At 70.8% G+C, this 21,190-nt stretch carries 19 protein-coding genes and 1 pseudogene; 8 read left to right on the top strand and 12 right to left on the bottom strand.

What is annotated here, in order from left to right; all coding sequences use genetic code 11:
- Window positions 1-153: 153 nt before the first annotated feature.
- A complete protein-coding gene (locus CCN51_RS00950) occupies window positions 154-480 on the bottom strand; it encodes a hypothetical protein (RefSeq protein WP_014175165.1) in 327 nt (108 codons plus the stop codon).
- 218 nt (window positions 481-698) lie between these two features.
- Between CCN51_RS00950 and CCN51_RS00945 the strand changes: the two genes are divergently transcribed.
- From CCN51_RS00945 to CCN51_RS00920, 6 genes are all read left to right on the top strand, one after another.
- On the top strand, window positions 699-1,670 hold the full coding sequence (locus CCN51_RS00945) for an STM4015 family protein (RefSeq protein ID WP_014175166.1): 972 nt from the start codon (window positions 699-701) through the stop codon (window positions 1,668-1,670).
- A gap of 64 nt (window positions 1,671-1,734) precedes the next feature.
- Window positions 1,735-2,715 carry an STM4015 family protein gene (locus CCN51_RS00940; RefSeq protein WP_014175167.1) on the top strand — a complete coding sequence of 327 codons (981 nt, stop codon included), beginning with the start codon at window positions 1,735-1,737 and terminating at the stop codon, window positions 2,713-2,715.
- On the top strand, window positions 2,696-3,934 hold the full coding sequence (locus CCN51_RS00935; RefSeq protein WP_014175168.1) for an STM4014 family protein: 1,239 nt from the start codon (window positions 2,696-2,698) through the stop codon (window positions 3,932-3,934). The genes CCN51_RS00940 and CCN51_RS00935 overlap by 20 nt, the downstream gene beginning before the upstream one ends.
- 7 nt (window positions 3,935-3,941) lie before the next feature.
- Window positions 3,942-4,745: an STM4013/SEN3800 family hydrolase gene (locus CCN51_RS00930; RefSeq protein WP_014175169.1), complete on the top strand. Its 804-nt coding sequence runs from the start codon at window positions 3,942-3,944 to the stop codon at window positions 4,743-4,745.
- Window positions 4,742-6,103 carry an STM4012 family radical SAM protein gene (locus CCN51_RS00925; protein WP_014175170.1) on the top strand — a complete coding sequence of 454 codons (1,362 nt, stop codon included), beginning with the start codon at window positions 4,742-4,744 and terminating at the stop codon, window positions 6,101-6,103. Before CCN51_RS00930 ends, CCN51_RS00925 begins: the two co-directional genes overlap by 4 nt.
- Window positions 6,104-6,113: 10 nt before the next feature.
- A complete protein-coding gene (locus CCN51_RS00920; protein ID WP_014175171.1) occupies window positions 6,114-7,028 on the top strand; it encodes an STM4011 family radical SAM protein in 915 nt (304 codons plus the stop codon).
- Here CCN51_RS00920 and CCN51_RS00915 read toward each other — a convergent pair.
- Genes CCN51_RS00915 through CCN51_RS00905 form a run of 3 tightly spaced genes read right to left on the bottom strand, consistent with a single transcriptional unit; the run spans window position 6,966 to window position 8,948 of the window.
- Window positions 6,966-7,781: an SAM-dependent methyltransferase gene (locus tag CCN51_RS00915; RefSeq protein WP_014175172.1), complete on the bottom strand. Its 816-nt coding sequence runs from the start codon at window positions 7,779-7,781 to the stop codon at window positions 6,966-6,968. The two genes, CCN51_RS00920 and CCN51_RS00915, sit on opposite strands and share 63 nt — an antisense overlap.
- A 45-nt stretch (window positions 7,782-7,826) precedes the next feature.
- Window positions 7,827-8,078 (bottom strand): DUF397 domain-containing protein, encoded by a 252-nt coding sequence (locus CCN51_RS00910; protein ID WP_014175173.1) that lies wholly within the window; start codon window positions 8,076-8,078, stop codon window positions 7,827-7,829.
- 3 nt (window positions 8,079-8,081) lie between these two features.
- On the bottom strand, window positions 8,082-8,948 hold the full coding sequence (locus tag CCN51_RS00905) for a helix-turn-helix domain-containing protein (protein WP_043486455.1): 867 nt from the start codon (window positions 8,946-8,948) through the stop codon (window positions 8,082-8,084).
- Window positions 8,949-9,084: 136 nt separating this feature from the next.
- Between CCN51_RS00905 and CCN51_RS00900 the strand changes: the two genes are divergently transcribed.
- Window positions 9,085-9,525 (top strand): ATP-binding protein, encoded by a 441-nt coding sequence (locus CCN51_RS00900; protein ID WP_238545334.1) that lies wholly within the window; start codon window positions 9,085-9,087, stop codon window positions 9,523-9,525.
- Between the two features lie 116 nt (window positions 9,526-9,641).
- Here the strand turns inward: CCN51_RS00900 and CCN51_RS00895 are convergent, their stop codons facing one another.
- Window positions 9,642-10,466 carry an SGNH/GDSL hydrolase family protein gene (locus tag CCN51_RS00895; protein ID WP_043486457.1) on the bottom strand — a complete coding sequence of 275 codons (825 nt, stop codon included), beginning with the start codon at window positions 10,464-10,466 and terminating at the stop codon, window positions 9,642-9,644.
- Window positions 10,467-10,545: 79 nt separating this feature from the next.
- The gene (locus CCN51_RS00890) at window positions 10,546-12,651 is read right to left on the bottom strand and encodes an alpha-galactosidase (protein ID WP_043486459.1); all 2,106 of its coding nucleotides are present in this window, start codon (window positions 12,649-12,651) and stop codon (window positions 10,546-10,548) included.
- 183 nt (window positions 12,652-12,834) lie between these two features.
- Here CCN51_RS00890 and CCN51_RS00885 point away from each other — a divergent pair.
- Window positions 12,835-13,629, top strand: a pseudogene (locus tag CCN51_RS00885) (tyrosine-protein phosphatase); the annotation flags it as partial.
- Here the strand turns inward: CCN51_RS00885 and CCN51_RS00880 are convergent.
- The 6 genes from CCN51_RS00880 to shc all read right to left on the bottom strand — a co-directional run.
- A complete protein-coding gene (locus CCN51_RS00880; protein ID WP_014175179.1) occupies window positions 13,603-15,003 on the bottom strand; it encodes an aspartate aminotransferase family protein in 1,401 nt (466 codons plus the stop codon). The pseudogene CCN51_RS00885 and the gene CCN51_RS00880 sit on opposite strands and share 27 nt — an antisense overlap.
- The gene (gene dxs / locus CCN51_RS00875; protein ID WP_086859173.1) at window positions 15,000-16,997 is read right to left on the bottom strand and encodes a 1-deoxy-D-xylulose-5-phosphate synthase; all 1,998 of its coding nucleotides are present in this window, start codon (window positions 16,995-16,997) and stop codon (window positions 15,000-15,002) included. The genes CCN51_RS00880 and dxs overlap by 4 nt, the downstream gene beginning before the upstream one ends.
- 32 nt (window positions 16,998-17,029) lie before the next feature.
- On the bottom strand, window positions 17,030-18,193 hold the full coding sequence (gene ispG, locus CCN51_RS00870; RefSeq protein WP_086859175.1) for a flavodoxin-dependent (E)-4-hydroxy-3-methylbut-2-enyl-diphosphate synthase: 1,164 nt from the start codon (window positions 18,191-18,193) through the stop codon (window positions 17,030-17,032).
- 4 nt (window positions 18,194-18,197) lie between these two features.
- A complete protein-coding gene (hpnH, locus tag CCN51_RS00865; protein ID WP_043486461.1) occupies window positions 18,198-19,223 on the bottom strand; it encodes an adenosyl-hopene transferase HpnH in 1,026 nt (341 codons plus the stop codon).
- Entirely contained in the window at window positions 19,150-19,881 is a 732-nt protein-coding gene (locus tag CCN51_RS00860) for a phosphorylase family protein (protein WP_014175183.1), read from the bottom strand. Before CCN51_RS00860 ends, hpnH begins: the two co-directional genes overlap by 74 nt.
- Window positions 19,881-21,190 (bottom strand): squalene--hopene cyclase (shc, locus tag CCN51_RS00855; RefSeq protein ID WP_107425876.1); only part of this gene is annotated, 1,310 nt, incomplete at its 5' end. The genes CCN51_RS00860 and shc, both read right to left, overlap by 1 nt.

Below are 21,190 nucleotides of genomic sequence, written 5' to 3'. Positions count from 1 at the left end.
GTGGCCGCGGCCACCGCCCGCCACCGCTCGACCAGGCTCAGCGCCGCACCGTCCGCACCCGCACTGTCCGGACCCGCGGTGTCCGATGCCGTCGTCATCGAGCTCATGGTTTCCGTCTCCCGTTTCCCAGACGCAGTTCACAGTTCACAGTTCTCAGTCCGCCACCACGCGCACGGCGCCCGGCGCGTACTCCCGCTGCCGCACCACGCGGTACCACCCCTTGGGCAGCGGTATCGCCGCGTGTTCCTCGTGCACCACCCGCCCGCCGTCCGGCAGATGCAGATACGACACGCCGAAGGGCCCCGACTCGCGCACCAGCGTGCCCGGCCCGACCACCGCGTGGGCGTGTCCGGTCACCTCGCCCAGCGCCAGCACCAGCCGCCCCCGCGAGTCCCGCGGCTGCCGCGACAGCCCTTCGGTGTTCGCCGGCAGCGCCTCCTCGGCCACCGGCACGATCAGGACATCTCCCTGTCGGTACATGCGCTTCTCCCCTTCCACCGCACGGCGGCGCCGGGGCCCACCGCTCGTGCGGGGCCCGTCGATGTCCACGACGTTAGGCGCAGGGTCTGACAACGCGGAGGGTCCGACAACGCTTCGACAACGCCCGCCGCCCCCGCTGTCGGTGGGGCTTGGTAGAACTCTTCGCACGCCCTTCGGAAACGGGCACGCCCACACGAAGCATCAGGAGATCTCCCGGCATGGACTACGCCGAAAACCACGACGCGCTGCACGGCCTCCCGGCCTTCGACTTCCCGGCGCCCGACGAGGTGCCGGAGCTGCCCGAGCCGGAGACCGTGGCATGGCGGCTCTCCTACGACCCGTACGGCGACTCGGGTCCGGACCACAACTTCGCCGACTGCTTCCAGCGGTTCCTGGACACGGTGGACACCTCCCGGGTACGCGCGCTGATCTTCGGCGTATGGGGCGAGGCGTACGAGGACGACTCCAGCACGGTCATCGAGCCGCTCGTCGCCGCCAAGGACCGGCTGCCCTCCATCAAGGCGGTCTTCATCGGCGACATCGACGCGGAGCAGGCCGAGATCTCCTGGATCCAGCAGTCCGACGTCACCCGGGTCCTCGACGCCTTCCCCCGGCTGCGGGAGCTGAAGATCCGCGGCGGCACGGGACTGGTGTTCCCCGCCGTCACCCACGAGCACCTGCACACGCTCCGCTTCGAGAGCGGCGGGCTGCCCAGCGCGGCGGTGCGCGGCGTCTGCGACAGCGAACTGCCCGCGCTGGAGCGGCTGGAGATGTGGCTGGGGGTGAGCCAGTACGGGGGCGACGCGACCGTCGCGGACCTCGGCGGGCTCCTCTCGGAGGGCCGCTTCCCCGAGCTGCGCCACTTGGGCCTGCAGAACAGCGAGATCCAGGACGAGATAGCCACCGCCGTCGCCGCCGCCCCCGTCGTCGCCCAGCTCACCTCCCTCGACCTGTCCATGGGCGTACTGACCGACGCGGGCGCCGAGGCCCTGCTCGGCGGCCAGCCGCTCACCCACCTCAAGGCCCTCGACCTGCACTACAACTTCTTCTCCGAGGCGATGGAGCAGCGGTTGCGCGAGGCCCTGGAGCCCTCCGGCGTGGAGCTCGACCTCTCCGAGAAGGGCGACGAGGACGAGGACGAGGACGACGGAGAGGTCGAGGTGTGGCGTTACACCGCGGTCGCCGAATGACGACCCCCTTACCCAAGCCCTCGACAGCCGCGCACCACGACGACCGAAAGGACCGCACCTCCTCATGATCAGCGATCTCCTGGAGTCCTTCGCGGGGCTCCCCGTCACCGACTTCGCCGAATGCGGGACCGACGCGACCGACCTGCCGCCCGCTGACGCCGTCGCCTGGCGGCTGGCCAGCGACTTCGACGAGGAGCGGACCTTCGAGCAGCTGTGGCGGGAGTTCCTGGAGACCGTCCCGGCGGACCGGATCCGTGCGATCGTCATCGGTGGCTGGTGGGGCGATGGGGAATACGAGTCCGTGCGGCCGGTGCTCGACCTCCTGACGGAGTCGGCCGGGCGCCTGCCGGCGCTGCGGTCGCTCTTCATCGGCGATGTGACGGCCGAGCAGTGCGAGCTGTCCTGGTTGCAGATGGCCGATGTCACGCCGGTGGTCGAGGCGTACCCGCTGCTCGAGGAGTTCGTGGTGCGCGGCTGCGGCTACGGGGGAGAGGAGGAGGAGCTGGCCTTCAGCCCCGTGCGCCATGAGCGGCTGCGCACGCTGCGGTTCGAGTCCGGCGGTCTGCCCGCCTCGATCGTCCGGGCCGTCTGTGACAGCGAACTCCCCCGTCTGGAACACCTCGCGCTGTGGCTGGGGGTCGACCAGTACGGCGGCGACGCGACCATCGCCGACCTCGCCCCGCTGCTGGCCGGCGGCCGCTTCCCCGAACTGCGCCATCTGGGCCTGCAGAACAGCGAGATCCAGGACGAGGTGGCTGCCGCCGTCGCCGCCGCCCCCATCGTCGCCCAGCTCACCTCCCTCGACCTGTCCATGGGCACGCTGACCGACACAGGGGCCGAGGCCCTGCTCGCCGGCCAGCCGCTGACCCATCTCATGCTGCTCGACCTCCGCCATCACTACCTGGGCGAGAAGCTGGCGCAGCGGATGCGTGACGCGCTGGAGCCGCGCGGGGTCGAGGTGAACCTCTCGGAGCAGCAGCAGGCGGAGAGGTGGGACTGGGACGAGAGCAACGAGGAGCACCGCTATGTCGCCGTCTCCGAATGAGGTGCGCCATGACGTGCGCTTCGCCGTAGTCGGCAACCCCGGTGGCCGCCGGGTGGAGATGTTCGCGGACGCCGTGCTGGCGGCGGGCCTGCCCGCGCCCCGGGTACTGCCCTGGCGCGAGGTGCTGTACGACGGCAGGCCCCGGTTCGAGCCGGGCGAGACGGTGCGGCTGGACTCCCCGGGTGAGGACGAGGACGTCGAGCTGCTGCTGCGCGGCGCCGACGACCCGACCCGCGTCGAGGGCACCGCCCACTGGTACGCCCGGTTCACCGGCGCGGCGCGCCAGGTCACCGAGGCGGCCCGCGCGGCGGACGCGGCGGCGCTGGACGACCCGGACGAGCTGGCCGTCATGTTCGACAAGCGGCTGTGCCACGGCGTGTTGAGCGAGGCCGGGGTCCCGGTGCCGCCGTCGCCGACCTCGGGGCCCCAGGCGCCGCCCGTCCGCGGCTGGGAGGACGTACGGGCGCTGCTGGCGGGCTCCGGCGGGCTGCGCCGCGCCTTTGTGAAGCTCGCGCACGGCTCGTCCGCGTCCGGGGTGCTCGCCGTCGAATGGGGCGCTCACGGCCGGGTGCGCGCCGCGACCTCGGTCGAGCGCACGGCCGACGGGCAGCTGTTCAACTCCCTGCGGGTGCGCCGGTACGAGACGGAGGCGGAGATCGCCGCGATCGTCGACACACTGGCCCCCGACGGGCTGCACATCGAGCGCTGGGTGCCCAAGGCGGCACAGCACGGCCGCGCCGCCGACCTGCGCGTGGTGGTGGTCGACGGACGGGCGAGCCACGCCGTGGTGCGCACCAGCCGCTCCCCCATGACCAATCTCCACCTCGGCGGAATCCGCGGCGATCTGGCCGCCGCCCGCGCCGCGGCGGAGGCGGCCGGGGTGCTCTGGAGCGAGGTGCTGGGTCTGGCGGAGCGGGCGGCGGCCTGCTTCCCCGGCACCCTGTGCGTCGGCGTCGATCTGCTGCCGGGCACCGGATGGCGGCGCTTCTCGGTCGGCGAGGTCAACGCGTTCGGAGATCTGCTGCCCCGGCTGACCGGTCTGCCCGGCAGCGGCGCGGAGGGTCTGGACACCTACGGCGCGCAGGTCGCGACCGTGCTCCGGCGGCGCAAGCCCCCGGCGAGAGAGGCGGCAGGAGAGCCGGTACGAGTGGCGGCACGAGTGGCAGCAAAGGCGGTAGAAGAAGTGGCGGGAGGGGGCGGCGTCGATGCCCTTGGCTGAGCCGGATATGAACGAGGTCGTGGGCAGCCACGATCTGCTGCTGGTCACCCTGGACACGCTGCGCTACGACGTGGCGGCCGAGCTGGCCGCCGAGGGCCGGATCCCCCATCTGGCGAGCCGGCTCCCCGGCGGCGTGTGGGACAAGCGGCATGCGCCCGGCAGCTTCACCTACGCCTCGCACCAGGCGATGTTCGCCGGTTTCCTGCCCACCCCGGCCACACCGGGCCCGCACCGGCGGCTGTTCGCCGCCCGCTTCGCGGGCAGCGAGACCACCGCCGAGGGGACCTTTGTCTTCGACACCCCGGACCTGGTGTCCGGGCTCGCGGCCGCCGGGTACCACACGGTGTGTGTGGGCGGGGTGGGGTTCTTCAACAAGCGGGGCCCGCTGGGCTCGGTGCTCCCCGGCCTCTTCCAGGAGAGCCACTGGGAGCCGGAGTTCGGCGTTCCGTCCCCCACCTCCTTCGAGGCGCAGGTCGCCTGCGCCGAGAAGGTCATCGCCGGGCTGCCGCCGGACCGGCGGCTGTTCCTCTTTGTCAACGTCTCGGCGCTGCACCAGCCCAACTGGTTCCATCTGCCCGGTGCGACCCGCGAGGCGGGCGATTCGCGCGCCACGCACGCCGCCGCGCTGGAGTACGTCGACCGGCACATCGGCCGGCTCTTCTCCGCGCTGGGCGACCGCGGCCCCGGCTTCGCGATCGTCTGCTCCGACCACGGCACCGCGTACGGAGACGACGGCTATACGGGCCACCGGCTCGGCCATGAAGTCGTCTGGACCGTGCCGTACACCCACTTCTTCCTCGAGGCCTCATGACCACCAGCACCACCGCCACTACCGTCACCATCGCCCCCGCTGTCCGCCCGTACCAGTCGTATGTCTACGCGTACCCGCACAAGACCGCCTACCGCCCGCTGAATCCGCGCCCCTCGCTGCGCGACCTGTGGGCGGCCGAGCCCAAGGACTCGCTGTCGCTGTATGTGCACATCCCCTTCTGCGAGGTGCGCTGCGGCTTCTGCAATCTCTTCACCCGCGTCGGCGCCCCCGAGGGGCTGGTGAGTGCCTATCTGGACGCCCTGGAGCGGCAGGCGGACACGGTCCGCGATGCGCTCGGGGACGGGGCCCGGTTCGCCACGGCCGCGTTCGGCGGCGGCACCCCGACCTTCCTGGAGGCGGCGGAGCTGGAGCGGCTGTGCGATATCGCGAGCCGGCGCATGGGGGCCGATCTGGCGGCCGTTCCGCTCTCGGTCGAGGCCTCCCCGGCCACCGCCACCGCGGACCGGCTGGCCGTGCTGGCCGAGCGCGGCACCACCCGGCTGAGCCTGGGGGTGCAGAGCTTCGTGGACGCCGAGGCGCGCTCGGCGGTGCGGCCGCAGCGCCGGGAGGATGTCGAGGCGGCGCTGGGGCGGATCCGCGAGGCCGGTATCCCCGTGCTCAACATCGACCTGATCTACGGCATCGACGGGCAGACCGAGCGGAGTTGGCGGCAGTCGCTGGACGCCGCTCTGGCCTGGCGCCCCGAGGAGCTGTATCTGTATCCGCTGTATGTGCGCCCGCTGACGGGCCTGGGGCGGCGCGACGCGGCGGCCACGGACACGGAGTGGGACGCCCAGCGGCTGCGGCTGTACCGGGCGGGCCGGGACCATCTGCTCGCCCATGGCTATGAGCAGGTGTCGATGCGCATGTTCCGCCGCCGGGATACGCCCGGGACCGGCGGGGAGGACTACGCCTGCCAGACCGACGGCATGGTCGGGCTGGGCTGCGGCGCCCGTTCGTACACCTCGGCGCTGCACTACTCGTTCGACTACGCGGTGGACATGCGGGAGATCCGCGGCATCATCGACGACTACACGGCCCGGCCCGCGGCCGACTTCGCGCGCGCCGAGGTGGGCCGCGCGATGACCGCCGACGAGGCCAGGCGGCGCCACCTCCTGCAGTCGGTGCTCCAGGCGGAGGGGATGCCGCTCGCCGGCTACCGGGCCCGGTTCGGCACCGACCCGGCCGAGGACTTCCCCGCCGAGCTGGCGCGGTTCGCCGAGCGGGGCTGGCTGGATCCGGACGCCGCCGGTCTGCTGCGGCTCTCCCCCGAGGGGCTGGCGCACTCCGACGCGCTGGGGCCCGAGCTGTTCTCCCCGGCGGTGCGCGCCGCCATGGCCGAGTACGACCTGAAGTGAGGCGGGCGGCGTGGACCTGACGATCCTCTACCGAGGCCCGCTGGCCTCGTGCGACTACGACTGCCCGTACTGCCCGTTCGCCAAGCGCCGCGACACCCCGGAGCAGCTGCGCGCCGACCGGGCCGCCCTGGAGCGCTTCACGGCGTGGGCCGCGGCGAACACAGACGACCGGCTGTCGGTGCTGTTCACCCCGTGGGGCGAGGGCCTGGTGCGCTCCTGGTACCGCCGGGCGCTGACCGAGCTCAGCCGGCTGCCGCATATCGCGCGGGTGGCGATCCAGACGAATCTGAGCTGCCGTACGGGCTGGATGGCGGAGGCCGATCTGGACACCCTGGCGCTGTGGTGCACCTTCCACCCGGGCCAGACGCCGTATGACCGGTTTCTGGCCAAGAGCCGTGATCTGGCGGCGCTCGGGGTGCGCCACAGCGTCGGCATCGTCGGTCTGCCCGAGCATCTGGAGCCCGCCCGGCAGCTGCGCGCCGATCTGCCCGAGCAGGTCTATCTGTGGGTCAACGCCGCCGAGGGGCGCACCTATTCGGACGAGGAAGCGGCCGAGTGGACCGCGCTCGACCCGCTGTTCGGCTACAGCCGCCATCCGCACCGAAGCGCCGGTCTGCCGTGCCGGACCGGCGCTTCGGTGATCTCGGTGGACGGCGACGGCACGGTGCGCCGCTGCCATTTCGTCCGTACGGAGCTGGGCAACCTCTACGACGGCTCGTACCGCGCGGCCCTCGCGCCCCGCCCCTGCCCGCTCGCCGTCTGCGACTGCCACATCGGCTATGTGCACCTGGAGTCGCTGCCGCTGTACGACGTGTTCGCGGGCGGGGTGCTGGAGCGGATTCCGGCCGCCGTCGGCACGGGCTCAGGGTTTACGCCCCACCCCGCCGTACACGCCGACGTCGGCGCCCTTCCCCTGCTTCGGTAAGCGGCCGTCCGGCCGCCATGCCGGCACCTGGACCAACCCTGGCTCCAGCAGCGGAAACCCGTCGAAGAACGGCAGGATCTCGGCGTGGCCGCGCAGGCTGAGGCTGGCCGCGGACTTCCGGTACACCTCCGCGGCGACGTCGGCTCGGTCGGTGAAGTCCAGGGTGCCGTGGCTGATCACCAGACAGCTGCCCGGAACCAGCCGTTCGGTGAGGGTCGCGAGGATCCCGACCGGGTCCTCCTCGTCCTTGACGAAGTGCAACACCGCGACCAGCAGCAGCGCCACCGGCTTGGTGAAGTCGATGAACTCCCGCACCGCGGGCCGGTCAAGCACCTCGGCGGGCTTGCGCACGTCCCCCAGTGCGAAGCTGGTGCCGCCCGCGTTGGTCAGCTTGGCGCCGGCGTGCGTGGCGACGATCGGATCGTTGTCGATATAGACCACTCGGGTTTCGGGCGCGATCTCCCGGGCAACCTCATGGGTGTTCGGCGACGTCGGGATGCCGGTCCCGATGTCGATGATCTGCCGTATCCCGTCCCCGACGACGGTGCGCACGGCCCGGAGCAGAAACTCCCGGTTGGCGCGGGCGGTGCCGCGGACGGTCGGTGTCGCTTCGAGAATGCGGTCGGCCGCCCTGCGGTCGACCTCGTAGTTGTCCCAGCCCCCGAGGTAGTAGTCGTACATGCGGGCCGGATGTGGCGTGCTGGTGTCTATCTCCTGCACGGAGAATCCTTGGTCGGTCACACCGTTCTCCATTTTTTTGCGGTTACCGCGGTCACTCCCCTGTGACCCGTGGCTGCGTCAGGCGAGCAGGAAGTCCGCTTCGCCGGCCTTCGCACCCTGGATGAACCGCTTCATCTCCAGATGCGTATAGATGAGGGCAGGTCCGTCGGGATCCGTGGACTGGCGCAGCGCCACTCGCCCGTCCTTCAGCCTCATCGCCTCGACGCAACTTCCCCCGTTGCCACCGCTCCATGGCTTGTGCCAGCCCTCGGTACCGAGGTCGGTCGCCGGCATTCCGCTGTAGACGCGGTCCGTGCAGATGCGATCCATCGATCAGATCTCCTTGCGAATGCCACTCAGAATCGCCTGAGTGGTCTGTGCAGGCGCGGCCTGCGCACACATCCGGTCCAAGGCCTCCAGAAACGCCGATACGTCATCGCGCTGGTCGAAATAGGAACCGCTGACAAGCGTCTCCGTATACGCGATGTCCGGCAGCTCCTGAATCGGGAACCGGAAGATATGGAAGGGGCCGTACATCGCCGGGTGCGGCCCGGCGTCGAACGGCATGATCTGCAACCTGATGTTGGGCATCGTCGCGGCTTCGATGAGCCGCGTGATCTGCTCGCGCATGACCTCGGGCCCGCCAATGGGACGGCGGAGCACCGTTTCGTCCATCACCACCCATAGCATCGGCGGGTTGGGACGGGTGAGGAGGGCCTGCCGCTCCATCCGCAGGGCGACATTGCGCTCGGTCTCCGCATCGGCCGCATGCGGCATTCCGGCGCACATCACCGCACGGGCGTAGTCCTCGGTCTGCAGCAGCCCGGGGACATAGTGCGGCTCATAGGCCCGGATGAGATTGGCCTCGCCCTCCAGGCTGACAAACGTGTTGAACCACTCGGGCAGCACATCCCGGAAGCGGTGCCACCAGCCGGGCTTGTTGGCCTCGCGCGCGAGGGAGAGGAACCCCTCGACCTCCTCCGGGTCGGTGACCCCGTAGGTGCGCAGCAGCTTCTCGACGTACGGAAGCTTCAGGCCGACCTCGGCCTTTTCCATCCGGCGGATCGTGGCATGGGTGACGTCGAGGGCTCGGCCCGCCCGCTCGTACGACAGCCCGGCCTTCTCCCTGAGGTCCTGCAGCCGCTTGCCGAGCACGACTCTCAGGACGGTCGGGGCGCCGCCCGCTCGCGCATCCGCCACTACCGTCCCCCTCCAACTACCTTCACATCACAGCAGTCTGGCACGCGCTCAGCCTCTACAACAGACTGTCTCTTCGATTCTGCAATTTACAGATTGAACCTTGCCATACGCGAGTGGCGCAGAGCATAGTGTCGGCGTGGCTCCTTCCTATGAGGCTCTCCGGTTAGGGCGCAGCGGCTCGCTCTCCGCTCCGTGCCTGCAGGACGCGTTTCGTCTTCCGGCACTGAGCACTTCCGTCGCGGAGGCGAGAAGGCTGGTCGTGCTGCGGCTGTGCTCATGGGGCGCCAGGCAGGAGATGTGCGACAACGCCGAGTTGGTCGTCTCCGAGCTCTTCACCAACGCCGTGCGCCACACCTCCAGCGAGGAGGTACGGTGCACCATGCAGCTCATGGGCAAGCGCTTGCGGTTGGAAGTGGCTGACCAAGGGTGCGCACGCACGGAGCCACAGGCCCGGTCGGTGAGCGTCGACCAAGAGGGCGGACGCGGGCTGATGCTCGTCGAGGCCCTGTCCGAGGCATGGGGCGTGAGACCGGACGCCAATGGCACGGGCCGCGCCGTGTGGGCCTATCTAGCTTAGGCCCCTCCGGCACGACCCGCTTCGAGTTCGCCGATTCTCCGCGCTGTTTCTCTGCGCTTCCCCTCGAGGGATCTTCGGGGGTCTACGGACTCTCCCGGACTTGGCTCGGGGAGCCTTCAGGGCCGCAGCGGCAGCAGATCCGGCCGCTTGGGCTCCACATGGTCCCCCGACGACTCCCCGCGCAGCCGTCGGCCGATCCAGGGCACCGCGTATTCGCGCGCCCAGTGAATATTGGCCCGCCGCACCTCGGCGGCCGAGCGCGGCCCCTCCGGCGGCCACGGCTGGTCCGGGTCGGCCGGTACGTCGAGGCCGAGCACCTTGGCGGCGCGCAGCGCGACCCGGGTGTGTCCGTCGGGCGACAGATGCAGCCGGTCCTCGCTCCAGGCCCGCCGGTCCTGTACGGAGCGCAGCGACCACAGGTCGAGCACCGGGCACCGGTACCGGTCGGCGATCGCGCGCACATGGGCCGTGTACGTGGCGGCCTTGCCGCGCAGATGGCGCAGCACCGGGACGCCGCGCGGGTCGAACCCGGTGCACAGCAGCACCGTGCCGACGTGGGAGGTGAGCCGGCCCACGGCCGCCTCGTAGCGCTCGGCGACGTCGTCGGGGTCGCTGCCGGGCCGCAGGATGTCGTTCCCGCCGCCGCAGAAGGTCACCAGATCGGGGCCGAGCTCGATCGCGCGCGGGACCTGCTCCTCGACGATCTGGTCGAGGAGCCGGCCGCGTACGGCGAGGTTGGCGTAGCGGAAGTCGGCCGGAGCCGGGCCGCCGATGGGCCCGGCTCCGGAATGTCGGTCGGAGAGCAGGGCGGCCAGCCGGTCCGCCCAGCCGATGAAAACGCCTTCGGGATCCGGGTCGCCGACGCCCTCGGTGAAGCTGTCCCCGATGGCGGCGTAGGACCCGATCACTCCGCTGTTGAGTCTCTTCGCATCGTCTGCCACGTCCCGACATCCTCCACCCTGGTGAGTGACCTACGCCACCGTAAGGAGGGGTTGACGGGGAGTGATCTATCCCACCTGGTCAGATTTGCCGAAGGCGGAATACGGCGGCGTCCAGGTCGTGACGGAGCCCGGTTTCGAGGCCGTGGTGGCTGAGCACGGCCCCCCGGTGGACCTCTCCGGTCTCCAGGTCCTCGTACCGGCTCTCGGGGTCGAGCCCGCGCAGCCGCAGCGCGGGCTGCCGCTCGCCGAGGGTCTGGGCGTGCAGCCACGCCAGCACCACGGTCTCCTCGCCGCGTACGTACTGCACCGCGCTGAGCCCGCCGTCCCCCGGCGGCCGGAGCCGGTACAGCTCGCCGTGCTGGACGACGGGCCGGATGCGCTTGTAGAGGGCCACCCAGTCGCGCGCCTCGGCGAGTTCTTCCTCGCTCCACCGGCTCAGGTCGCCGCCGACCCCCAGCACCCCGGCCATCGCGCTGATGAAGCGGAAGCGCAGCGAGGTGATGCGCTTGCTGCCCATGGCGTTGGGGGTGTCGGTGACCCAGGCGGCCATGACGCGGGCCGGGTGCAGCTGGCTGAAGCCGTGCTGGATGGCCAGCCGGTCCAGCGGGTCGGTGTTGTCCGAGGTCCACACCTGGTCGGTGAGCGAGAGGACGCCCAGGTCGATCCGGCCGCCGCCGCCCGAGCAGGATTCGAAGGCGACACCCGGATGCGCGGCCCGCAGCCGCCCCAGGAGCTCGTACAGCCCTCGCACATGCTCGATCCACAGCCGCTGGGGGTACGGGTCACCGGGCCACCCGGCATCCGAGAAGGACCGGTTGAAGTCCCATTTCACATAGTCGATGGGGGCGCTGGAAAGCAGGGTGTCCAGCCGCTCCCACAGGTGCTCGCGTACGTCGGGCCTGGCGAGGTTGAGCACCAGCTGGTTGCGGAACTCGGTGCGGGTGCGGCCGGGGTGGTGCTGCACCCAGTCGGGGTGGGCCCGGTACAGATCGCTGTCGGCGTTGACCATCTCGGGCTCGACCCAGATGCCGAACTGCATGCCCAGCGCGTGCACCTCGTCCGCGAGGGGCTTCAGTCCGCCGGGGAAGCGGTCGGGGTTGGGGGTCCAGTCGCCGAGGCCGGCGCGGTCGTTGGTGCGCGCCCCGAACCAGCCGTCGTCGACGACGAACAGCTCCACGCCCATCTCGGCGGCGCGGCGGGCGAGTTTGCGCTGCTGCTCCTCGCTGACGTCGAAGAACGTGGCCTCCCAGGAGTTGTAGAGCACCGGCCGGTGCCGGTCCGCGCCGGGGATCACCTGGGCCAGCTGCCAGGCGTGCCAGGCGCGGCTGGCGGCGCCGAACCCGCCGTCGGTCCACAGGCCCGCGAAGACGGGCGTGGTGAAGGACTCGCCGGGGGCCAGGCTCAGCTGGCCCGAGTCGTCGTGCCCGACGCCGCCGACCGCCTGTACGGCGCCGATGGGCAGCTGTTGCACGGCGATCCGCCAGGACCCGGACCAGGCGAGGGCGCAGCTGTGCACCTCGCCGTGTTCTTCGGTGGCCTCGCCGCCGTCCAGGGCTATCCAGGGCAGATGCTGATGGCTGGTGTGGCCGCGGCGACTGCCGAGGACCTTCTCGCCGGGCGTGAGGTCGGCGCGCACCAGCCGGCTCTCGGCGGCCCAGCGCCCGTACAGATGGGTCAGCCGCCAGCGGTCGCGCGCCGGGAGGGACCAGGCGGCGGAGTCGATGCGCAGCAGCTCCAGGGGGGTGTCGTCCGGGCCGCCCGCGTGGGCCGCGGTGGTCCAGCGCTCGACCACGTCGAAGTCGTCGCGCATCCGGTAGTGGAGGGTGAGCGCGAGGTGGTGCAGCGGGTCGTGGAAATGGAGCTGCAGCTCCGCCCCGGCGTCGGTCACCTCGCCCCGCTCGAAGCGCCACTCGGTGCCCCTGACGCCCTGCGACCGCACCGACAGGGCGGGGCGTACGAAGCGGGGCCCGCCTTCCACGGGGAATTCTTCGCGCCCGTCCAGGGGTGATTCGAATCCCCATGAAGGGGGGACGGACCTAAGCGCAAGCGCTTCCGCGTCGGGGAGCGCGATGCGCGGGCCCCAGTGGAGGTGAAGCAACTCGTCGTTCTCCGTGAGGTGCAGCGCATAGCTGCTGCGCCGCCCCGACAGCAGCCAGACCCGACCGCTACCACCGATTTCGATCATCACTCTCCCCAATTCCACACAGACCAGAACATCATCGGGGTAGCGCACCCGGCGCGCAATGCCCCGGGGCGCCCCTCCACCGGGCCAATGGCGACCTGGTCGCCCTCGTATCCGCATGTCGTATGGTCAGCACAGTCCGCCTCGCCGACGAGCGGCGCCGGCGGCCGAGCCGAAGGAGCGCCCGTGACGCAGCAGACGCCGCAGGTTCCGTCGACCGAGCCCGAGCTCACCGGGGTGCGCAACTTCCGGGACGTGGGCGGTCTGCCGACCGTCGACGGGCGACACGTGGGGCGTGGCGTACTGTTCCGCAGCGGCCATCTGGCGCATGCCACCGACACCGACGCCGCGTTCCTCGACTCGCTCGGGCTGCACACCGTCTTCGACTTCCGCAACTCCGCCGACGTCAAGCTCGAGGGCCCGGATGTGGCGCTCCCGGGTGTGCGGACCGTCAACCTCCCGCTGTCCGACCCGGCCGACGGCGCCGGGTTCTGGACCATGGTCCGCGAGGGCGATCTGGCCACGCTGCGCGAGATGCTGGGCGAGGGGCGGGCGGCACAGCGGATGATCGACTCGTACCGGTTGATCATCACCACCCGGACCGCCGAGCACCGCCGGGTGCTCGACGAACTCTCGGACGGCGCTTCGCCCGCGCTGATGCACTGTTCGGCCGGCAAGGACCGCGCAGGTCTGTCGATCGCGGTGACTCTGCTGGCCCTCGGTGTGGAACGGGACGCCATCGAGGCCGACTACCTGGAGTCGGCCGCCGCCCACCGCCGCTATAAGGTGTGGCGCGCCTCACACGCCGAGGACGGGAAGTCCCCCGAGGTCATGGCGCTGCTGGCGCCGCTCTTCGACGCCCGCGCCGAGTATCTGGCGACCGCCTTCGCGGCCATCGAGGAGACCTGGGGCGACACCGAGAAGTACCTCGCCCAGGGGCTCGGGCAAGGGCGGTCAGCGGTGGGCCATCGCCTGCTTGACGAGCGTCCGCCCGAAGTCCCACATCAGCCCGCCGCCCCCGTGCGCGTCGTCCATGACGGCCGTGAACGCCTCGACGAAGCGGTCCACTTCCCGCTCCCCGATGATCAGCGGCGGAATCAGCTTGATGACCTCCAGATGGTCGCCGGAGACCTGGGTGAGGATGCGGTGGCGCTGCAGCAGCGGTACGACCACCATCTGCGCGAACAGCCCCTTACGGGCCGCCTGGAGCATCGCCCAGCGGCTGCGCAGCCCCAGCGAGGCCGGCTTCCCGAACTCGATGCCGATCATCAGCCCGCGCCCGCGCACCTCGTACAGCAGCTCATAGCGGTCCACCAGGGCGGCGAGGCGGCTGCGCAGCAGTTCGCCGGTGTGCCGGGCGTTCTCGACGACCTTCTCGTCCTCCATGACCGCGAGGACGGCCAGACCCGCCGCCATCGCCTGCGCGTTGGCGCCGAAGCTCGCCGAGTGGACCAGCACCCGGTCCATCGACGAATAGACGCGCTTGAAGATCCAGTCCTTGCCGAGCGTCGCGCCGACGGGCACATACCCGCCCGACAGGGCCTTGGCCACGCACACCAGATCCGGCTCCACGCCCGACTCATGCTGATATGCGAAGAAGGTGCCGGTCCGGCCGAGCCCCGTCTGCACTTCGTCGGCGATGAGCAGCGCCTTGTGCTTGTGCAGCAGTTCCTGGGCGGCGCGCAGAAAGCCGGGCGGGGTCTCGTGGACCCCCTTGCCCTGGATCGGCTCGACCACCAACCCGGCCACATCGCCGCGCCGAAGCTCCCGCTCCAGCGCGGCCAGATCGCCGAGCGGAATGGCCGTGTCCGGCAGCAGCGGCGCGAACCCCTTGCGGAAGGAGTCCTCTCCGTTGACCGACAGCGAACCGGTCGTCAGGCCGTGGAAGGCGTGCGCGCAGTACAGCACGCGCGGTTTGCCCGTCGCGTACCGGGCGAACTTCAAGGCGGTCTCCACCGCCTCCGTGCCGCTGTTGCCGAAGAAGACCCGGTCCAGGTGCGGGGCGTGGCCGAGCAGCTTCTCGGCGAGCAGACCGGGCAGCGGCTGGCAGTCGAAGCGGGTCAGATCGGCCAGCTGGGCGTCCAGGACGTCGTGCAGTGCCTTACGGACGACCGGGTGGTGGCGGCCCAGGCCCATCACCCCGAAGCCGGCGAGCATATCGAGGTAGTCCTGGCCCTCGTCGTCCCAGAAGTACGCGCCCTCGGCCCGCTCGTAGACCTTGTCGAAGCCGATGGTGTGCAGCATGCGCGGCAGCTGGTGGTTGAGGTGCCTGGTGTGCAGGTCGTACCGCTCGGACCCGCGCTCGGCCAGAAGCTTGTCCAGGTCGAAGCCCGATCCCTGCTCGGCTGCTGTCATGCGTCCTTCTCCTTGCGGGCCGCGGGCGGGACCGGCCGGGCGGTGGCCGCGCGCCGCCCGGCGCCCGGGGCAGTGGTGACGGGAACGGCGGCGGATGCGTCGATACGGGCCAGGGCCGCGCCGATCCGGCCCGCGATCTCGGCCGGGGTGAGCCCGATGTCGGCCAGCACCTCCCCGCGCTTGGCGTGCGCCAGGAACGCCTCGGGGATGCCGAAGGTGCGCACCGGCAGATCCACCTCGGCGTCGCGCAGCGCCTGCGCCACCGCCGCCCCCACCCCGCCGGTGCGGCTGTTGTCCTCGATGACGGCCACGGCGCGGTGGCGCGCCGCCAGCCCGGGCAGGGCGGGGTCGACGGGCTTGACCCAGCGCGGGTCGACGACCGTGCAGCCGATGCCGCGCTCGGCCAGCAGCTCGGCCGCCACCAGCCCGACCTGGGCCATCACCCCGGCCACGACCAGCAGCACATCACCGCCGCCGCCCTGGTCGGCCGGTTCGGGCCCGCCGTGCCGCAGCACATCCATGCCGCCGACGCGGCCGAGCGCCGGGATCGGCTCGCCCACCGACTCCTTGGGGAAGCGGATGACGGTCGGCGCGTCGGCCACGTCCAGCGCCTCGCGCAGCTGGGCGCGCAGCTGGTCCGCGTCGCGCGGGGCGGCGACCCGCAGGCCCGGCACGACCTGGAGGACGGACATGTCCCACATGCCGTTGTGGCTGGGCCCGTCGGTGCCGGTGACGCCTGCGCGGTCCAGGACGAAGGTCACCCCGCACTTGTGCAGCGCGACGTCCATCAGCAGCTGGTCGAAGGCCCGGTTGAGGAAGGTGGCGTAGACGGCGAAGACCGGATGCAGCCCGCCGGTGGCGAGACCGGCGGCGGAGACCGCGGCATGCTGCTCGGCGATGCCGACGTCCCACACCCGCCGCGGATACGCCTGGGCGAACTCGGTCAGGCCGACCGGATCCAGCATCGCGGCGGTGAGCGCCACCACATCGGGGCGCTCGGCGCCGATCCGTACCATCTCCTCGCCGAACACCGAGGTCCATGAGCGGCCGCCGGAGGGTGCGAGGGGCGCGCAGGTCAGCGGGTCCATGGCGCCGACCGTATGGAAGCGGTCGGCCTCGTCCTCCAGCGCGGGCCGGTAGCCGCGGCCCTTCTCGGTCAGGCAGTGGACGAGGACCGGGCCGTGGAACCGCCGGGCGCGGCGCAGGGCGGATTCGACGGCCGCGATGTCGTGTCCGTCGATGGGGCCGACGTACTTCAGGCCCAGGTCCTCGAACATGCCCTGTGGCGCGAAGGCATCCTTGAAGCCCTTCTTGGCGCCGTGCAGCGACTCGTAGAGCGGCTGGCCGACCACGGGCGTGCGCTGCAGTACGTCTTTGCCCCAGGCCAGGAAGCGCTCATAGCCGTCGGTGGTGCGCAGGGTGGCCAGGTGGTTGGCGAGGCCGCCGATGGTGGGCGCGTACGAGCGCTCGTTGTCGTTGACGACGATGGTCAGCGGGCGGTCCCGGGCGGCGGCGATGTTGTTGAGCGCTTCCCAGGCCATACCGCCGGTCAGCGCGCCGTCGCCGATGACCGCGACAACATGCCGGTCGGTGCGGCGGAGCACCTCGTTGGCCTTGGCCAGGCCGTCGGCCCAGCCCAGGACGGTGGAGGCGTGGCTGTTCTCGATGATGTCGTGCTCGGACTCGGCGCGCGACGGGTAGCCGGACAGCCCGCCCTTGCCGCGGAGCTTGGAGAAGTCCTTGCGGCCGGTGAGCAGTTTATGGACGTAGGACTGGTGCCCGGTGTCCCACAGGATGCGGTCCACGGGCGAGTCGAAGACGCGGTGGAGTGCTATGGACAGCTCGACGACACCCAGGTTGGGGCCCAGGTGCCCGCCGGTTCTCGCCACCGCGTTGATCAGGAACTGACGGATCTCCGCCGCCAGTTCGGCCAGCTGTCCCTCGGTCAGTGCCTTGAGGTCACGCGGGCCCCCGACGCGCTCCAGTAGTGGCATGCGCGGATCCCCTCCTTGCGTATGTGCGTAGATCAGCTCACGGTGACCTCGGGGATGCCCGAAGGGGCCCCGTCCTTCTCCAACTGCTCGGCGATCTTCATGGCCTCGTCGATCAGGGTCTCCACGATCTTCGACTCGGGCACGGTCTTGATCACCTCGCCCTTGACGAAGATCTGACCCTTGCCGTTGCCCGAGGCCACCCCGAGATCCGCCTCACGCGCCTCACCGGGGCCGTTGACCACACACCCCATCACGGCGACCCGCAGCGGCACCTCCATGCCCTGCAGACCCGCCGTGACCTCATCCGCCAGCTTGTACACATCCACCTGCGCCCGACCACACGACGGACACGACACGATCTCCAGCCGCCGCTGCCGCAGATTCAGCGACTCCAGGATCTGGATGCCGACCTTGATCTCCTCCACGGGAGGCGCCGACAGCGACACCCGGATCGTGTCCCCGATCCCCTCGCTCAACAGCGCGCCGAACGCGACCGCCGACTTGATCGTCCCCTGGAACGCCGGGCCCGCCTCGGTGACGCCGAGGTGCAGCGGGTAGTCGCACCGCTCCGCCAGCTGCTTGTACGCGTTGATCATCACGACCGGGTCGTTGTGCTTCACCGAGATCTTGATATCCCGGAACCCGTGCTCCTCGAACAGCGAGCACTCCCACAACGCCGACTCCACCAACGCCTCCGGCGTCGCCTTGCCGTACTTCTCCAGCAGCCGCTTGTCCAACGACCCCGCGTTCACCCCGATCCGGATCGGGGTGCCCGCATCCGACGCGGCCTTCGCGATCTCCTTCACCTTGTCGTCGAACTGCCGGATGTTCCCCGGATTCACCCGCACCGCCGCACACCCGGCATCAATCGCCGCGAACACATACTTCGGCTGGAAATGAATATCCGCGATCACCGGAATCTGCGACTTCTTCGCGATCACCGGCAACGCATCCGCATCATCCTGCGACGGACACGCCACCCGTACGATCTGGCACCCCGACGCCGTCAGCTCCGCGATCTGCTGCAGCGTCGCCCCGATATCCGCCGTCACCGTCGTCGTCATCGACTGCACCGACACCGGCGCATCCCCGCCCACCGCCACCGACCCGACCCGCAGCCGCCGCGACAGGCGGCGCGCCGCGGGCGGTCGGGGCGGCATCGCGGGAAGTCCCAGATCAATCCCCGCTGACGTCATCACGTCACCCGCGACTTCCGGAGGCCGTCTCGCGGGCCGCGCGCAGCGACTCCTTGAGGGAGCCCATCGTGGCCAGGACGGCGGTCGGCTCATAGCCGCAGTGGGCCATGCAGTTGTCGCAGCGCGGGTCCTTGCCGCGGCCGTACTTCTCCCAGTCGGTCTCCTCGATGAGCTGACGGTAGGTGGGAACGTATCCGTCGGCCATCAGATAGCAGGGGCGCTGCCAGCCGAAGAGCGAATAGTTGGGGATTCCCCATGCGGTGCAGGGGAAGTCGGCCTTGCCCTCCAGGAAGTCCAGGAAGAGCGGGCTGTGGTTGAAGCGCCAGCGCCGCCGGTTGCCTCCCGCGAAGGCCTTCTTGAACAGCTCGCGGGTCTGCTCGACCCCGAGGAAGTGTTCCTGGTCGGGCGCCTTTTCGTAGGCGTAGGCGGGCGAAATCATCATCTCGTCCACCTTGAGCTCGTCGTTGAGGAAGTTGAGCACTTCGACGACAGTCTGCGGGGTGTCGGTGTTGAAGAAGGTGGAATTGGTGGTCACCCGGAAGCCGCGCCGCTGCGCCTCCTTGATGGCCTCGACCGCCTCGTCGAACACCCCCTCCTTGGCGACCGACTCGTCATGCCGCTCGCGGAGCCCGTCGATGTGCACCGCGAACGCGAAATACGGGGAAGGCTTGAACTTGTGAATCTTCTTGCGCAGCAGCAGGGCGTTGGTGCACAGGAAGACGTATTTCCGGCGCTCCACCAGCTGCCGCACGATTTCGTCGATCTGCGGATGCATCAGGGGCTCACCGCCCGCGATGGACACCATCGGGGCACCGGACTCCAGCACCGCGCCCACCGCCTGGGCGACCGGCATCCGCTGCTTGAGCACGCCGGCGGGATGCTGGATCTTTCCGCATCCCTCGCACTTCAGATTGCAGGCGTACAACGGCTCGAGCTCGACAATCAGCGGAAACTTGTCACGACGCTTGATCACTTTCTGGTCGAAGAGATACGTCGCAACCCGGATGGTCTGTCGGAGCGGCATGGCCATCTAGCTCACCTCCTGGGAGCAGCGAAGAACGGTGCCAGGTAAAGAAGGCAGGAAGGATGGTGCGTAGTACGCGGAAAGCAGATATTCCCCCGCGCAGTGTTCCGATACGGACGAGTTCATGTTCAGGAGCGTCCACGATCACTCGTACGGCCGCAACCGGGCGTACCCCGGCCGCCACGGCGCTGCGGAGCGTCGCGGCCGACTCCATGTCCACCGCGATCGCGCCGGTGGCGTGCAGCCGGGCCCGCTCAGCGCCGCGTACGACATGGTCGGAGCCGACGAGCGGGCCGGTGTGGACGGTGCTGCGCCCGGGTCCGGCCCGCGCCAGTCGGGTGAGCGCGTCGGCGAGGACCGCGGTGCCGGTGCACGGCGTGCGGCCCGTACCGTCCCGGGTCTCCTCGGCCACCACCAGGTCGCCCGGATGCATCCCGGGGGCCAGTCCGGCGCAGAAGCCGGTGGCGATGACGGCGGCTCGGGCCGCGCCCGCGCCGGTCTCGCCGAGCGCACGGGTCACCGCGCGCTCGGCGGCCAGCGGCCCCATGCCGGTGCGCAGAACGGTCACCGGCCCGGCGGCCTCGCCGAAGTCGCCGCGGCGCAGGGCGAACCGCTCGATGCCGAGCGCGCAGGCGATCAGCAGCGGCGCCTGGCCCTCGCCCATCAGGACCTCCGCGGCCGCGCCACGGCCGGCTCGCCGTTGACGTACCGTCCCAGCGCGGTGACCGGGAAGACCTGCCGGTACAGGTGGTAGTTGATGGAGAAGTCCCAGGGGAAGCCGGTGCCGGTGAAGTACGGCTCGTCCCAGGACCCGTCGTCTCCTTGCGTCTCGGCGAGCCAGGTGACCCCGCGCTCGACCGCCTTGCTCTCCCGCTCCCCCGCCGCCAGCAGGGCCAGCAGCGCCCATGCGGTCTGCGAGGCGGCGGAGGCGCCTCGTCCGGCCCACTGCCGGTCGGGGTAGGAGCGCTGGTCCTCGCCCCAGCCGCCGTCCTCGTTCTGGACCTGCTCCAGCCAGCGGATGGCGCGGCGGATCGCCGGGTGGGAGCCGGGGACCCCTGCGGCCACCAGCGCCGGGACGACGGAGCCGGTGCCGTAGACGTAGTTCGTCCCCCAGCGGCCGAACCAGGACCCGTCGGCCTCCTGCTCGGCCAGCAGCCAGGCGACGCCGCGCCGGGCGGCCGGGTCCTGGGCCCTGCCCTCATGGGCGAGCATTTCGACGACATGCGCGGTGACATCGGCCGACGGCGGGTCGATGACCTCCCCGAAGTCGCAGAACGGCAGCCGGTTGGGCAGTCGGCTGGTGTTGTCGACGTCGAAGGCGCCCCACGCGCCGTCGCTGGACTGCATGCCGAGCGTCCAGCGCGTCCCGAGCCGCACCGCGGCCTCGACCCGTTCGGGGTCGGGGTGGCTCACCCGGCGCAGCGCCAGGATGACCTCGGCGGTGTCGTCGGTGTCGGGGTAGTTGTCGTTATCGAATTCGAACGCCCAGCCCCCGGAGGGCAGCCCGGGGCGCCGCACCGACCAGTCGCCCGGCCGGGTGACCTGCTCGTCGAGCATCCAGTCCGCGGCCTTGATCAGCGCGGGGTGGTCCGGGGCCAGCCCGGCGTCGACGAGCGCGATGGTGGCCAGACAGGTGTCCCAGACCGGTGACTGGCAGGCCTCGATCATCCGGCTGCCGTCCTCCCGCCACACCGCGAAGCGGTCCAGGGAGTCAAGACCGGCGCGCATCACGGGGTGGTCGAGGTCGTAGCCGAGGAGGTGCAGGGCGATCAGGGAGTACACGGCGGGCGGCTGGATGCCGCCCCAGCAGCCGTCGTTCTCCTGCCGCTCGACGATCCAGCGCGCACAGGATCTCAGCGCGGCCCGGCGCAGCGGCCGGACCGCGACCTTGTGGTAGGCGTGCAGCGCCCGGTCCAGGCGCTGGAAGGCGCCGTCCCAGGAGGCGAGGGGGGCGGGTGCGGACGGCGCCTTCC

This window comes from Streptomyces milbemycinicus (assembly GCF_002154605.1).
In the GTDB taxonomy this organism is placed as follows: Bacteria; Actinomycetota; Actinomycetes; order Streptomycetales; family Streptomycetaceae; genus Streptomyces; species Streptomyces milbemycinicus.
This window is presented reverse-complemented; position numbering and strand designations above follow the sequence as displayed.

Coding starts and splice junctions, on each gene's coding strand:
- CCN51_RS00915 (WP_014175172.1), bottom strand. CDS start 7,781: ATGGAGAACGGTGTGACCGACCAAGGATTCTCCGTGCAGGAGATAGAC.
- dxs (WP_086859173.1), bottom strand. CDS start 16,997: ATGCCACTACTGGAGCGCGTCGGGGGCCCGCGTGACCTCAAGGCACTG.
- CCN51_RS00890 (WP_043486459.1), bottom strand. CDS start 12,651: ATGATCGAAATCGGTGGTAGCGGTCGGGTCTGGCTGCTGTCGGGGCGG.
- CCN51_RS00935 (WP_014175168.1), top strand. CDS start 2,696: ATGTCGCCGTCTCCGAATGAGGTGCGCCATGACGTGCGCTTCGCCGTA.
- CCN51_RS00925 (WP_014175170.1), top strand. CDS start 4,742: ATGACCACCAGCACCACCGCCACTACCGTCACCATCGCCCCCGCTGTC.
- CCN51_RS00950 (WP_014175165.1), bottom strand. CDS start 480: ATGTACCGACAGGGAGATGTCCTGATCGTGCCGGTGGCCGAGGAGGCG.
- CCN51_RS00945 (WP_014175166.1), top strand. CDS start 699: ATGGACTACGCCGAAAACCACGACGCGCTGCACGGCCTCCCGGCCTTC.
- CCN51_RS00860 (WP_014175183.1), bottom strand. CDS start 19,881: ATGGGCGAGGGCCAGGCGCCGCTGCTGATCGCCTGCGCGCTCGGCATC.
- hpnH (WP_043486461.1), bottom strand. CDS start 19,223: ATGGCCATGCCGCTCCGACAGACCATCCGGGTTGCGACGTATCTCTTC.
- ispG (WP_086859175.1), bottom strand. CDS start 18,193: ATGACGTCAGCGGGGATTGATCTGGGACTTCCCGCGATGCCGCCCCGA.
- CCN51_RS00910 (WP_014175173.1), bottom strand. CDS start 8,078: ATGGATCGCATCTGCACGGACCGCGTCTACAGCGGAATGCCGGCGACC.
- CCN51_RS00880 (WP_014175179.1), bottom strand. CDS start 15,003: ATGACAGCAGCCGAGCAGGGATCGGGCTTCGACCTGGACAAGCTTCTG.
- CCN51_RS00940 (WP_014175167.1), top strand. CDS start 1,735: ATGATCAGCGATCTCCTGGAGTCCTTCGCGGGGCTCCCCGTCACCGAC.
- CCN51_RS00930 (WP_014175169.1), top strand. CDS start 3,942: ATGAACGAGGTCGTGGGCAGCCACGATCTGCTGCTGGTCACCCTGGAC.